The 12,575-nt window shown below is 62.3% G+C and carries 9 protein-coding genes, 2 tRNA genes and 3 rRNA genes; 9 read left to right on the top strand and 5 right to left on the bottom strand.

The window, feature by feature from the left end; genetic code table 11:
• The 3 genes from ASD35_RS25535 to ASD35_RS25525 all read left to right on the top strand — a co-directional run.
• Positions 1-1,059 (top strand): 16S ribosomal RNA (locus ASD35_RS25535); the annotation flags it as partial.
• A gap of 191 nt (positions 1,060-1,250) precedes the next feature.
• Positions 1,251-1,327, top strand: a tRNA-Ile gene (locus ASD35_RS25530).
• A 9-nt stretch (positions 1,328-1,336) separates the two neighbouring features.
• A tRNA-Ala gene (locus ASD35_RS25525) sits at positions 1,337-1,412 on the top strand.
• Here the strand turns inward: ASD35_RS25525 and ASD35_RS27475 are convergent.
• Positions 1,400-1,546, bottom strand: a complete 147-nt coding sequence (locus tag ASD35_RS27475; RefSeq protein WP_157275497.1) for a hypothetical protein — start codon at positions 1,544-1,546, stop codon at positions 1,400-1,402. The two genes, ASD35_RS25525 and ASD35_RS27475, sit on opposite strands and share 13 nt — an antisense overlap.
• A 179-nt stretch (positions 1,547-1,725) precedes the next feature.
• Here ASD35_RS27475 and ASD35_RS25520 point away from each other — a divergent pair.
• From ASD35_RS25520 to ASD35_RS28350, 5 genes are all read left to right on the top strand, one after another.
• Positions 1,726-4,603 (top strand): 23S ribosomal RNA (locus ASD35_RS25520).
• A 187-nt stretch (positions 4,604-4,790) separates the two neighbouring features.
• Positions 4,791-4,902, top strand: a 5S ribosomal RNA gene (gene rrf / locus ASD35_RS25515).
• Between the two features lie 206 nt (positions 4,903-5,108).
• Positions 5,109-5,969 carry a UDP-2,3-diacylglucosamine diphosphatase gene (locus tag ASD35_RS25510; RefSeq protein ID WP_235538463.1) on the top strand — a complete coding sequence of 287 codons (861 nt, stop codon included), beginning with the start codon at positions 5,109-5,111 and terminating at the stop codon, positions 5,967-5,969.
• 41 nt (positions 5,970-6,010) lie between these two features.
• Positions 6,011-6,439 carry a metal-dependent hydrolase gene (locus tag ASD35_RS25505; RefSeq protein ID WP_162254519.1) on the top strand — a complete coding sequence of 143 codons (429 nt, stop codon included), beginning with the start codon at positions 6,011-6,013 and terminating at the stop codon, positions 6,437-6,439.
• Positions 6,440-6,463: 24 nt separating this feature from the next.
• Positions 6,464-6,595, top strand: a complete 132-nt coding sequence (locus ASD35_RS28350; RefSeq protein WP_255354565.1) for a hypothetical protein — start codon at positions 6,464-6,466, stop codon at positions 6,593-6,595.
• A 6-nt stretch (positions 6,596-6,601) separates the two neighbouring features.
• Here the strand turns inward: ASD35_RS28350 and asd are convergent, their stop codons facing one another.
• Genes asd through ASD35_RS25490 form a run of 3 tightly spaced genes read right to left on the bottom strand, consistent with a single transcriptional unit; the run spans position 6,602 to position 9,788 of the window.
• Positions 6,602-7,516, bottom strand: a complete 915-nt coding sequence (gene asd, locus ASD35_RS25500) for an archaetidylserine decarboxylase (RefSeq protein ID WP_082580453.1) — start codon at positions 7,514-7,516, stop codon at positions 6,602-6,604.
• A gap of 3 nt (positions 7,517-7,519) precedes the next feature.
• The gene (locus ASD35_RS25495) at positions 7,520-9,166 is read right to left on the bottom strand and encodes an aminotransferase class III-fold pyridoxal phosphate-dependent enzyme (RefSeq protein WP_056877767.1); all 1,647 of its coding nucleotides are present in this window, start codon (positions 9,164-9,166) and stop codon (positions 7,520-7,522) included.
• A gap of 4 nt (positions 9,167-9,170) precedes the next feature.
• Positions 9,171-9,788, bottom strand: a complete 618-nt coding sequence (locus tag ASD35_RS25490) for an Mpo1-like protein (RefSeq protein ID WP_056877766.1) — start codon at positions 9,786-9,788, stop codon at positions 9,171-9,173.
• A 112-nt stretch (positions 9,789-9,900) separates the two neighbouring features.
• Between ASD35_RS25490 and ASD35_RS25485 the strand changes: the two genes are divergently transcribed.
• Positions 9,901-11,142, top strand: a complete 1,242-nt coding sequence (locus tag ASD35_RS25485; protein WP_056877765.1) for a glycosyltransferase family 1 protein — start codon at positions 9,901-9,903, stop codon at positions 11,140-11,142.
• Positions 11,143-11,211: 69 nt separating this feature from the next.
• Here the strand turns inward: ASD35_RS25485 and lplT are convergent, their stop codons facing one another.
• Positions 11,212-12,504 carry a lysophospholipid transporter LplT gene (gene lplT / locus ASD35_RS25480; RefSeq protein ID WP_235538462.1) on the bottom strand — a complete coding sequence of 431 codons (1,293 nt, stop codon included), beginning with the start codon at positions 12,502-12,504 and terminating at the stop codon, positions 11,212-11,214.
• Positions 12,505-12,575: the final 71 nt, after the last annotated feature.

The raw sequence follows: 12,575 nt of genomic DNA, 5'->3' as shown, positions 1-12,575 counted from the left end.
ATGACGGTACCTGAAGAATAAGCACCGGCTAACTACGTGCCAGCAGCCGCGGTAATACGTAGGGTGCAAGCGTTAATCGGAATTACTGGGCGTAAAGCGTGCGCAGGCGGTTATGCAAGACAGATGTGAAATCCCCGGGCTCAACCTGGGAACTGCATTTGTGACTGCATAGCTAGAGTACGGTAGAGGGGGATGGAATTCCGCGTGTAGCAGTGAAATGCGTAGATATGCGGAGGAACACCGATGGCGAAGGCAATCCCCTGGACCTGTACTGACGCTCATGCACGAAAGCGTGGGGAGCAAACAGGATTAGATACCCTGGTAGTCCACGCCCTAAACGATGTCAACTGGTTGTTGGGAGGGTTTCTTCTCAGTAACGTAGCTAACGCGTGAAGTTGACCGCCTGGGGAGTACGGCCGCAAGGTTGAAACTCAAAGGAATTGACGGGGACCCGCACAAGCGGTGGATGATGTGGTTTAATTCGATGCAACGCGAAAAACCTTACCTACCCTTGACATGTCTGGAATCCTGAAGAGATTTGGGAGTGCTCGAAAGAGAGCCAGAACACAGGTGCTGCATGGCCGTCGTCAGCTCGTGTCGTGAGATGTTGGGTTAAGTCCCGCAACGAGCGCAACCCTTGTCATTAGTTGCTACGTAAGGGCACTCTAATGAGACTGCCGGTGACAAACCGGAGGAAGGTGGGGATGACGTCAGGTCATCATGGCCCTTATGGGTAGGGCTACACACGTCATACAATGGCCGGGACAGAGGGCTGCCAACCCGCGAGGGGGAGCTAATCCCAGAAACCCGGTCGTAGTCCGGATCGTAGTCTGCAACTCGACTGCGTGAAGTCGGAATCGCTAGTAATCGCGGATCAGCTTGCCGCGGTGAATACGTTCCCGGGTCTTGTACACACCGCCCGTCACACCATGGGAGCGGGTTCTGCCAGAAGTAGTTAGCCTAACCGCAAGGAGGGCGATTACCACGGCAGGGTTCGTGACTGGGGTGAAGTCGTAACAAGGTAGCCGTATCGGAAGGTGCGGCTGGATCACCTCCTTTCTAGATTGATCAAGCCTCGATGGTTCTCCGGAGCTGTCAGAGCGAGATCGCTATAGAGCGAAAGCTCAAGCACTTTGCTTTAAGCGCCCACACTTATCGGCTGTCATACAACAGTGAGTGAAATCGCGTGAGCCTGTGGAGCTGGCCTCGACAGCTGGCGATGATACAGAGCGACGCAACGAGTTTCGCGTGGGTCTGTAGCTCAGTCGGTTAGAGCACCGTCTTGATAAGGCGGGGGTCGCTGGTTCGAATCCAGCCAGACCCACCACGAGATATCGGGGGATTAGCTCAGCTGGGAGAGCACCTGCTTTGCAAGCAGGGGGTCGTCGGTTCGATCCCGTCATCCTCCACCAGTTTCACTCACCAAGTTGGTAAACCTTAGCGAATAGCGATGTTCGTTGAGGTTTACCAGCTTCAGGTCTGCAAAGATCGGCTGTTGTTCTTTAACAATTTGTAGAGTCGAATCAGCGTTGTCGACGGAAAGCATCTCCTGATGCACCGTGCCGTCGGCAACATTTTGATTGCGTCAAACATAGACTTCAACTAAGCAAGAAATTGATTAGGTATGAAGAACGGCGTAACGCGTGAATACTCAAAAACAGTTTGGATCTGAGGATCTGAATTGAGTCCTTGACGACAGTGCAGTCAGCGCTGTCAAAGTTATAGGGTCAAGTGACTAAGTGCATGTGGTGGATGCCTTGGCGATTACAGGCGATGAAGGACGTGATAGCCTGCGATAAGCTTCGGGGAGCTGGCAAATTAGCTTTGATCCGGAGATTTCCGAATGGGGAAACCCACTGCGCAAGCAGTAACTCTGACTGAATACATAGGTCATTGTGGCGAACCGGGTGAACTGAAACATCTCAGTAGCTCGAGGAAAAGACATCAACCGAGATTCCGAAAGTAGTGGCGAGCGAAATCGGAGTAGCCCTCGCGTTTTAGCAGTTTGTATATCAGAACGGAATGGAAAGTCCGGCCACAGCGGGTGATAGCCCCGTATGAGAAATGCAGATTGTGGAACTAGGCGCGAATAGAGTAGGGCGGGACACGTGAAATCCTGTCTGAATATGGGGGGACCATCCTCCAAGGCTAAATACTCGTAATCGACCGATAGTGAACAAGTACCGTGAGGGAAAGGCGAAAAGAACCCCGGGAGGGGAGTGAAATAGATCCTGAAACCGCATGCATACAAAAAGTAGGAGCCCGCAAGGGTGACTGCGTACCTTTTGTATAATGGGTCAGCGACTTACATTCAGTGGCGAGGTTAACCGAATAGGGAAGCCGTAGAGAAATCGAGTCCGAATAGGGCGAATAGTCGCTGGGTGTAGACCCGAAACCAAGTGATCTATCCATGGCCAGGATGAAGGTACCGTAACAGGTGCTGGAGGTCCGAACCGACTAGTGTTGCAAAACTAGCGGATGAGCTGTGGATAGGGGTGAAAGGCTAAACAAACTTGGAAATAGCTGGTTCTCTCCGAAAACTATTTAGGTAGTGCCTCAAGTATTACCTGCGGGGGTAGAGCACTGTTTAGGCTAGGGGGTCATGGCGACTTACCAAACCTTGGCAAACTCCGAATACCGCAGAGTACAGCTTGGGAGACAGAGCACCGGGTGCTAACGTCCGGACTCAAGAGGGAAACAACCCAGACCGCCAGCTAAGGTCCCTAAAATTGGCTAAGTGGGAAACGAAGTGGGAAGGCTAAAACAGTCAGGATGTTGGCTTAGAAGCAGCCATCATTTAAAGAAAGCGTAATAGCTCACTGATCGAGTCGTCCTGCGCGGAAGATGTAACGGGGCTAAGCCAGTTACCGAAGCTGCGGATGTGCAATTTATTGCACGTGGTAGGAGAGCGTTCTGTAAGCCTGTGAAGGTGGGTTGTGAAGCCTGCTGGAGGTATCAGAAGTGCGAATGCTGACATGAGTAGCGTTAAAGGGGGTGAAAAGCCCCCTCGCCGAAAGCGCAAGGTTTCCTACGCAACGTTCATCGGCGTAGGGTGAGTCGGCCCCTAAGGCGAGGCAGAGATGCGTAGCTGATGGGAAACAGGTCAATATTCCTGTACCGATTGCAAGTGCGATGTGGGGACGGAGAAGGTTAGCTCGGCCGGGTGTTGGATGTCCCGGTTCAAGCGTGTAGTCGTGCTCTTTAGGAAAATCCGGAGAGCTTAGATGAGGCGTGATAACGAGGAGGCTTGCCTCCGAAGTGAGTGATACCCTGCTTCCAGGAAAAGCCACTAAGCTTCAGCTTGCAACGACCGTACCGCAAACCGACACTGGTGCGCGAGATGAGTATTCTAAGGCGCTTGAGAGAACTCTGGAGAAGGAACTCGGCAAATTGACACCGTAACTTCGGAAGAAGGTGTGCCTTTAGTAGGTGAACCTGTACAAGGGGAGCCCAATGAGGCCGCAGAGAATCGGTGGCTGCAACTGTTTATTAAAAACACAGCACTCTGCAAAGACGAAAGTCGACGTATAGGGTGTGACTCCTGCCCGGTGCTGGAAGATTAAATGATGGGGTGCAAGCTCTTGACTGAAGTCCCAGTAAACGGCGGCCGTAACTATAACGGTCCTAAGGTAGCGAAATTCCTTGTCGGGTAAGTTCCGACCTGCACGAATGGAGTAATGATGGCCACACTGTCTCCTCCAGAGACTCAGCGAAGTTGAAATGTTTGTGATGATGCAATCTCCCCGCGGAAAGACGGAAAGACCCCATGAACCTTTACTGTAGCTTTACATTGGACTTTGAACAGATCTGTGTAGGATAGGTGGGAGGCTTTGAAGTCAGGTCGCTAGATCTGATGGAGCCAACGTTGAAATACCACCCTGGTGTGTTTGAGGTTCTAACCTTGTCCCGTTATCCGGGATGGGGACAGTGTATGGTGGGCAGTTTGACTGGGGCGGTCTCCTCCCAAAGTGTAACGGAGGAGTTCGAAGGTACGCTAGTTACGGTCGGAAATCGTGACGATAGTGCATTGGCATAAGCGTGCTTGACTGCGAGACTGACAAGTCGAGCAGGTACGAAAGTAGGACAAAGTGATCCGGTGGTTCTGTATGGAAGGGCCATCGCTCAACGGATAAAAGGTACTCTGGGGATAACAGGCTGATACCGCCCAAGAGTTCATATCGACGGCGGTGTTTGGCACCTCGATGTCGGCTCATCTCATCCTGGGGCTGTAGCCGGTCCCAAGGGTATGGCTGTTCGCCATTTAAAGAGGTACGTGAGCTGGGTTTAAAACGTCGTGAGACAGTTTGGTCCCTATCTTCCGTGGGCGCTGCAAGATTGAGAGAGCCTGCTCCTAGTACGAGAGGACCGGAGTGGACGCACCTCTGGTGTATCGGTTGTCACGCCAGTGGCATTGCCGAGTAGCTAAGTGCGGAAGAGATAACCGCTGAAAGCATCTAAGCGGGAAACTCGTCTCAAGATGAGTCTTGCCGGGGCCTTGAGCCCCCTGAAGGGTCGTTCGAGACCAGGACGTTGATAGGCTGGGTGTGGAAGCGCAGTAATGCGTTAAGCTAACCAGTACTAATTGCCCGTGAGGCTTGACCCTATAACTTTGAGAGTCTGTGCAACGCACGTCTCAAGGTGAGTGTTCAAGTTATGTCGTTCTTCGAAGCTACGAAGACGCAATCAAATACTGATTCCGCTGCAAGGATTTATACTTGCGGTGTGCAGAGAACATCTGCTGACTCTACGAATTGGGTTTGTTGACCTCGTCAACAGACCAACCAGTCAAGCCTGACGACCATAGCGACTTGGTCCCACTCCTTCCCATCCCGAACAGGACAGTGAAACGAGTCAGCGCCGATGATAGTGCGGATTCCCGTGTGAAAGTAGGTCNCGTTTTGCTTTGCGCGGCGGAAATTTGCATCTGATGGATGCATCGCCGGTTTAATTTAGTTTAGAACGTCGTCGACAACGCGCTACCCCCGGCCTTACTCATCCTGCAGCGTTTTCGAAGCCTATCGAAGCGCCCGCAAACTCGCACGACCAGGAGTCAGCGCATGCTGTGCGCATTCACTTGCGCGTCATGACAGACAGGCAGCATGCCTGCCATGCCGACGACGCAAGACTCCGCTGCCGCCGACGCGCCCACGCTGTCGGTCCGTACCGTCTGGATCTCAGACCTGCATCTGGGCACCCCCGGCTGCCAGGCCAAGGCGTTGCTGAACTTCCTGCGTGACGTCGAGTGCGAGACGCTGTATCTCGTTGGAGACATCATCGACGGCTGGCAGTTGCGCCGAAGTTGGTATTGGCCACAGGCGCACAACGACGTCGTACAGAAGCTATTGCGCAAGGCCCGCAAGGGCACGCGGGTCATCTTCATTCCCGGCAACCATGACGAGTTTGCGCGCAAGTACCTGACGCACAACTTTGGCGGCGTCGACGTGATGGAAGAGGCGATGCACCTGACCGCCGACGGCAAGCGGTTGTGGGTCACGCACGGCGACCTCTATGACGGCGTCATCCAATGTGCGCGTTGGCTGGCCATTGCAGGTGACCTGGCCTACGAGTTCACGCTGAAGGTCAACCGTTGGTTCAACCGCGTGCGTGCCAAGTGTGGCCTGCCGTACTGGAGTCTGTCGCGTTACCTCAAGCACAAGGTCAAGCGCGCGGTCAGCTACATCAATGAGTTCGAGAATGCGGTCGCGCGTGAGGCGAAGAAGCGCGGCGCGCACGGCGTGGTCTGCGGCCACATCCACCATGCCGAGATCCGCGAGATCGACGGCGTGCTCTATTGCAACGACGGCGACTGGGTCGAGAGCCTGACGGCGCTGGTCGAGCATCACGATGGGCGGCTGGAGATCATCGACCGCGGCGACCAGGCGGCGCTGCTGACGGGCATGCTGCCGGCGGTCAGGCCCGTGGTGGCGCTGCCCGAGGCTGCGGTGCCCTTGCCTGAAGTGGTGGGCTGACCCAGCCATCCCGCACCGGCGCGAGCCGGACAATGCCGGCCATGTCTTCGTTGATCGCGCATGTGGCTGCCGGTATCACCGCCTACGCCTGCCGCTGCTCGCCCGAGCCGCGCGTGCGCAGCCTGCCGCTGCTGGCCGCGTGCGTCGGCCTGGCCGTCCTGCCTGATCTGGACTACCTGCTCTGGTGGTGGCTGCGCATCCAGGTCGAGCCGCGCATCACGCACAGCCTCGGCTTTGCGGCGGTCAGTGCCGGCCTGGCCTGGCTGCTGCTGTGCGGTTGGCGCAGTGCGGGGTGGGCGTCGCTGGCGCTGATCTTGTTCACCGCCGCCGCGTCGCATGAGCTGCTGGACTTCCTTGTCGGTGTGCATCCGGCGCCTTGGCTGTGGCCGCTGAGCGGCGCGCTCTTCGTCCTGCCGCAAGGCCTGCTGCCCAGCGCCGGGCGGCTGGACTGGGGCAACGTCTACCTGTGACGCAACCTGCTCATTGAGGCCGGCGTGCTCGGGCCGGTGATGCTGGCGATCTGCGCGTCGCGGCGCCCCGGCCTGCGGCTGCCGAAGCTCACCTGGATAGGCCTGGCGGTCGTGGCCTTGGCGGCGCTGGCCTGGTCCGTCTCGCTGCCCCGCTGACGCGCCTCAAGCCGACAGCTTCAGCAGCGCCTGACCGGCGCGGATCTGCTGGCCGGTGGCAATGCCCTCGGCCAGCTCGAAGCCCGGCGGCACGAAGACGATGATGGTCGAGCCGTGCTCGAACCAGCCCATCTCCTGGCCTTTCACATGCGGTGCATCGCAGGGCATCTCGTGGGCACCCTTGCGACCGAGGTGCAGCAGCACGTCGAGGAAATGCAGCCGGATGCTGGCGACAAGGATGGCGGCCACGGGCACGAGTGCGATCGGGTGGCCGCTGGCCAGCGTCATGCGCACGACGGCGCGCTCGTTGCGGCAGAACAGCCGTTCCACCCGCTTCAACGCCACCGGGTTGACGTTCCAGGTGTCGCCGCTCAGATAGGTCACGTGCTCCACCGTGCCGTCGGCCGGCGCGTGGAAGCGGTGGTACATCGCCGACGTCAGCCGCAGCGTGACGAAGCGGCCGCCTTCGAAGGCGCTGGCGTCCTGCGTCGGGCCGAACAGTTCCTCGGTCGAATAGGGGAAGCCCTTGGCCTGGTAGATCCGGCCCTGCCGCACGACGCCCATCGCGCCGACGATGGCGTCGCTAGGGCTGGCGAAGATGTCGGGCCGTGCATCGAACACGCGCGCGCCAGGCTTCAGTTCGCGGGTGAAGCAGTCCTTCAGCGAGCGAAAGGACTGGTGCTTGGCCTCGCTCAGGTCCAGCAGGGTGAACCACCGCCACACCGCGATCGTCAACTTCGTCAGCAGCGGGCTTTCGATGCGCGAGAAGCGGCCCATCAGCTTGGTCAGCGCGATGCGGGGCACGCGGTTGGTCAGCAGGAAGTTCAGATCCTCTTGCGCGACCAGCCGCTTGAACCACCCAGGCCTTGGCCCGTGATCCAGCCCGCCGTCCGGTGCGGGCAATGCGTCATGGTTTTTCATCGATCAGAACTTCTTGCCCAGCATCTCGCGGAACACGCTGCGGCGTATGGCTTTCGCCGTCAGCTCCGACGCCGTCCACCACCAGCCGTCGGCACGCATCTCGTCGCAGGCGGCGACGAAGCGGTCCTGCACTTCCTCGAACTCCGCGTCGCCGTAGTTCAGGCTGAAGATCAATCGCCCGGTGCCCACCCAGCTCAGCGCCAGGCCGTGCTTGCGCAGGTAGAACTGCAGCATCCAGTGGTAGCGGCCGGGCTGGGTGTAGAGCACCGTCCAGATCGTCGACAGGTTGGCCACACGCACCGGCGCGCCCGCCTGCTGCAGCCGCGCGTTGAAGCGCTCGGCGCGTGCATCCCAGCGGTCGTCCAGCCCGTCGTACAGCGCCTTCACGTCGGGGCGCTCGATGCGCTTGAGGAACGACGCCATCGCCGCGACCACATAGGGATGCGCATTGAAGGTGCCGCGCGCAAAGCAGATGTCCGCCGGCCGGTCCTCGCGGTAGCGCGTCATCAGCGCGCGGCTGCCGCACACCACGCCGACCGGCAGGCCGCCGCCGAGCGTCTTGCCATAGGTGACCAGGTCGGCCTTCACGCCGAAGTACTGCTGCGCGCCGCCCGGTGCGAGGCGGAAGCCGACGAAGACCTCGTCGAAGATCAGCACGATGCCGCGCGCCGTGCAGACCTCGCGCAGCTTCTTCAGCCAAGCGGTATAAGCCTCGCGGTCGTAGGCGGCGTGGCGGCTGCCGTCGATCAGCGCGGAGTCGCCCGGCGCGTTCGCGTTGGGGTGCAGAGCCTGCAGCGGGTTGACCAGCACGCAGGCGATGTCGCGCCGTGTGGCCAGCACCTTCAGCGAACGCTCGGCCATGTCCTGCAGCGTGAAGGTCTCGCGCGGGGGCAGCGGGTTGCCGGGGCCCGGCTGCACGTCTTCCCACCAGCCGTGGTAGGCGCCGGCGAAGCGCACCAGGCGTTTCCTCCGCGTGTGATAACGCGCCAACCGTACGGCCTGCATGACAGCCTCGGTGCCGCTCATGTGGAAGCTCACCTCCTCCTGTCCGGAGATGGCCTTCAGGCGCGACAGCACGTCCAGAACACAGGGGTGGTAGGCGCCGAGCACGGGGCCCAGGTCGCGCGCGGTGGCCCACGCCTCGTCGATGCATTCCTTGTACGCGTCGTACCCCAGCACGTTGACGCCGTAGGAGCCGGTCAGGTCGTAGAGCCGGTTGCCGTCCAGGTCCTCCACCTGCACGCCGGCGCTGGCCTGCAGGAAGGCGCCCACCTTCACGTGCTCGCGCAGCACCGGGCTGAACTGGAAGGGTACGCGGTAGCGGCCGGTGAAGCGCAGGTCCGAGATGGTCTCGCGCGCCGCTTCAGTGGCGGCCAGCGTCTTCGCAAAGCGCGTGTCGAACTCGGCGCCCAGGCGCTGCAGCGCGGCGCGGCGGCGCGCAGCCACGTCGGCCGGCGCGCCATCGGCCGCGAAGAACTGCGCCTCGTCGTAGGCATAGCCCGGCACCCAGCGCGCCAGCCGCTTGGCCATGCGCGAATGGCCGGCGAGCGAACGGTGCTTGGCGCGCGACAGCTCGATGCGCCGCTTGGCCGCGGGCAGCAGTGCCAGCACACCGAGGGCGAGCGCCGAAAGCGTGAAGGTCTCGTCCACGGCGTCAGTGCGCCTGTTGATGGCCGACGTGCTCCATCGGGTCGATGAGCTGGCCGCGCAGCAGGAAGAACGGGGACTTCCAGTACAGCAGCACGTCGTGGAACGGATCGGTGACGATCTTGAAGCCCCAGGCCAGGCCCTGCATCAGGTTCTGCGTGACCCACAGCTGCACGACGCGGAACACCAGGCCCGTCACGCCCAGGCAGAACCAGGCCATGCCCACGTCCTCGATGAAGCCGTTGAAGCCCACCGCCGGCTCGATCAGCCCGCCCAGCGACGGCGTCAGCCACAGCACCGCGGGCAGCGCCACCCACACCGACATCAGCACGATCTTGCGGCGGATGTTGTAGCCGATCTTGATCTCTTCCTTGTACGCGTCGGTGGCCTGGTTGACGTGGTCGTAGCCGCGCGGCTCGAAGAAGAAATGACCCGCCTGCCGTGTCGTCATCGAGACGCACCAGGCCAGCAGCGCCGACCACGCCGGGTTCACGAACAGCAGCGCATACGACACCAGGAAGCTCAGCGCGCTCACCAGATGCAGGCTCTGGTTGATGCGGCTGTGGTGGTAGTAGCGGTGGTCGTCCCAGCGCTGGGTCTTCAGGGTTTGAAAGAACTCGTTCACGTCCCGTCCTCATCTGGGTGGCAAGCGGGGCGGATGGTGGACGGCTTGCGTGAAATCGGCGTGACGGCCCGCTTGTCATCGTGTTGTTGCATTGGCTGCTGACCATGCGCGCATGAAGACCGCACACGACGCCGACGACATCCTGGTCGACGACCTGCCCGCGCCGCGCCACTCACGCCGGCTCGCGGTGGTGACGGAGACCTACCCGCCGGAGGTGAACGGCGTCGCCATGTCGATGGCACGGGTCGTCGACGGGCTCAACCGCCGCAACCACGACGTGCAGTTGATCCGCCCGCGGCAGCCGGCCAAGCTGGCGCCGCCATTGAGCGGCCAGCCCACCGTCGACGAGGTGCTGACCAAAGGCCTGCCAGTGCCGCTGTATCCCAACCTGCGCATGGGCGTGCCAGCCAAGCGGACGCTGGTGAAGCTGTGGTCGTTGAAGCGGCCGGACGTGGTGCACATCGCGACCGAGGGACCGCTGGGCTGGTCGGCGCTGCAGGCCGCGCAGCACCTCGCGTTGCCGGTCACGTCGGACTACCGCACCAACTTCCACGCTTACGGCAAGCACTACCGCCTGGGCCTGCTGAGCAAGCCCATCATGGGCTACCTGCGCAAGTTCCATAACCGCTGTGACGCGACGATGGTGCCGACGCAGGCGCTGCGCGTGCTGCTGGCGGAGCGCGGCTTCGAGCGCTTGAGCGTTGTGGGCCGAGGCGTGGACACGCAACGCTTCGACCCGGCACGCCGCAGCGCCGCGATGCGTGAGAGCTGGGGCGCAGGGCCGCACGATCTCGTCCTGGGCTACGTGGGCCGCCTGGCGCCCGAGAAGAACCTGGGCGTGGTGCTGGCCGCCTACGAGGCGGCGAAGGCGCTGCAGCCACGCGCACGCCTCGTTTTCATCGGCGACGGGCCGATGCGTCCCGAACTTGCCGCCCGTGCGCCGGACGCCATCTTCACCGGCCAACGTAGCGGCGACGACCTTGCGGCCCATTACGCGGGGCTGGACCTCTTCCTCTTCCCGAGCCTCACAGAGACCTTCGGCAATGTCACCACCGAAGCCATGGCCAGCCGCTGCGCCGTCGTCGCCTTCGAGAGCGCGGCGGCGGGTGAGCTGATCCATAGCGGCGTGAATGGCTGGCTGGCAGGGCCGGGGCGAGAGGCGGACTTCGTCGCGGCGACGCGCATGGCCGTGTCGGACGCCGCAGCGCGCGCTGCCGTTGCCGAGGCTGCCCGGGCGACCGCGCGGCGCCTCGACTGGGGCGACATCACGGCGCGGTTCGAGCTGGTGCTGGAAGGGGCGATCGCGCGGGCCGAGCCCAGCTTCCGGCTGGCCGGTTTGCAACCCGCGGCCTGAACCGCCTGGCTTCGTCGTCCGCCAGGCCGGCCGGGAAGCGCCAGCCTGCCATCGGCCAGATGGCGCCCGTCAGCGTGCACCCTTCAAGATCAGCCGCGCGATGCAGACCGAGACCAGCACACCCAGCCCGCTGAGCGTCAGGCCGATGGGCCACCCCGCCGCCTCGCACCCCGCGTACGCCGCCAGCATCGCCAGCACGCTCAGGTTCTCGTTGAACCCCTGCACCGCGACCGACCGGCCGGCGCTCAGCAGCGTCGCGCCGCGGTGCTGCAGCAGTGCGTTCAACGGCACCACCATCGCGCCGCCCACCGCGCCGACAACCGCCAGCACCGCCGCGGCAATCGCCACGTCGCTGACCTGCGCCACCACCGGCATCAGAAAGCCGAGCGCCACGCCCGCCCACAGCCCGTGCCGCGCCTGATGCAGCGCCAGCCAGCGCCCCGCCGCACCTGCGCCGACGATGACGCCCACCGCCACCGCCGCCTGCAGATACGCGGCCTGGCTCAGCGGCAACGCCAGTGCCTCGCCGGCCCAGCGCAGCACCGCGAACTGCAGCGTCGCGCCGGCGCCCCAGAACAGCGTCGTGGCAGCCAGTGACAGCCCGCCCTCGCGGTCGCGCCACAGCCGGTGGTTGGCATCGCGGAACTCGTGCAGCAGCGTCGCCGGGTCATGCGCTGCGCTGCGCTGGCGGCGGCCGCTGTCCGGTATGCCCACATTCAACAGGCTGCTGACGGCATAGATGAGCAGCAACGCCGCGAGCGAGCCGGTCAGCTTGTCGGCCGGCAGGTCCAGGCCGTCGCACAGGTCGGCCAGCCCCGAGCCCAGCCAGAGCGGGCTTACCAGCAGGCCGCCCAGCACGGCCCCCAGCAGCGCGGCCGACACGACGCTGATCTCGATCCAGCCATTGGCCTTCACCAGCGCTGCCGGCTCGGCCAGTTCGGTGATGAGGCCGTACTTGGCCGGCGCGTAGGCCGCCGCGCCCAGGCCCACCACGGCCAGCGCCGCCACCGGGTGCAGGCCGGCCGCCAGCAGCGCCAGGCCGGCCATCTTGACGACGTTCATCGCCGCCATCACGCGCCCTTTGGCGAAGGCGTCGGCCAGCGGCCCCACCCACGGCGCGAAGACGACATAGGCCAGCGTGAAACCGACCTTGAGCAGCGGCGCCCACCACGGCGCGAAGCCCTGCTGGCCCAGCAGCGCGATGGCGACGATGAGCAGCGCGTTGTCCGCCAGCGCCGAGGCGAACTGCGCGCCGATGACGAGCCCAAAGCCGCGCGGCAGCCGGGCGCGGCGTGGGAAGGCAGCGGCGGGTGCGAGGTCGGGGGCAAGGGGCACGAAGGCCGCACTGTCCCTGCGCTGCATGAAATGCCGATGAAGCCGGCGCGATAGCCCAGGCGAATGCATCCGATCGAAAAGTTTTTCCGCTCGAACCG

It is taken from the genome of Pelomonas sp. Root1444, from assembly GCF_001426885.1.
In the GTDB taxonomy this organism is placed as follows: domain Bacteria; phylum Pseudomonadota; class Gammaproteobacteria; order Burkholderiales; family Burkholderiaceae_C; genus Pelomonas.
Note: the sequence above shows the minus strand (reverse complement) of the source record. Positions and strands in the feature narration are given on the sequence as shown.

What these genes read in the sequence shown, in the direction of transcription:
- ASD35_RS25485 (WP_056877765.1), top strand. Translation starts at nt 9,901, where the DNA reads ATGAAGACCGCACACGACGCCGACGACATCCTGGTCGACGACCTGCCC.
- ASD35_RS25505 (WP_162254519.1), top strand. Translation starts at nt 6,011, where the DNA reads ATGTCTTCGTTGATCGCGCATGTGGCTGCCGGTATCACCGCCTACGCC.
- asd (WP_082580453.1), bottom strand. Translation starts at nt 7,516, where the DNA reads ATGAAAAACCATGACGCATTGCCCGCACCGGACGGCGGGCTGGATCAC.
- ASD35_RS25510 (WP_235538463.1), top strand. Translation starts at nt 5,109, where the DNA reads ATGCCGACGACGCAAGACTCCGCTGCCGCCGACGCGCCCACGCTGTCG.
- ASD35_RS27475 (WP_157275497.1), bottom strand. Translation starts at nt 1,546, where the DNA reads ATGCTTTCCGTCGACAACGCTGATTCGACTCTACAAATTGTTAAAGAA.
- lplT (WP_235538462.1), bottom strand. Translation starts at nt 12,504, where the DNA reads ATGCAGCGCAGGGACAGTGCGGCCTTCGTGCCCCTTGCCCCCGACCTC.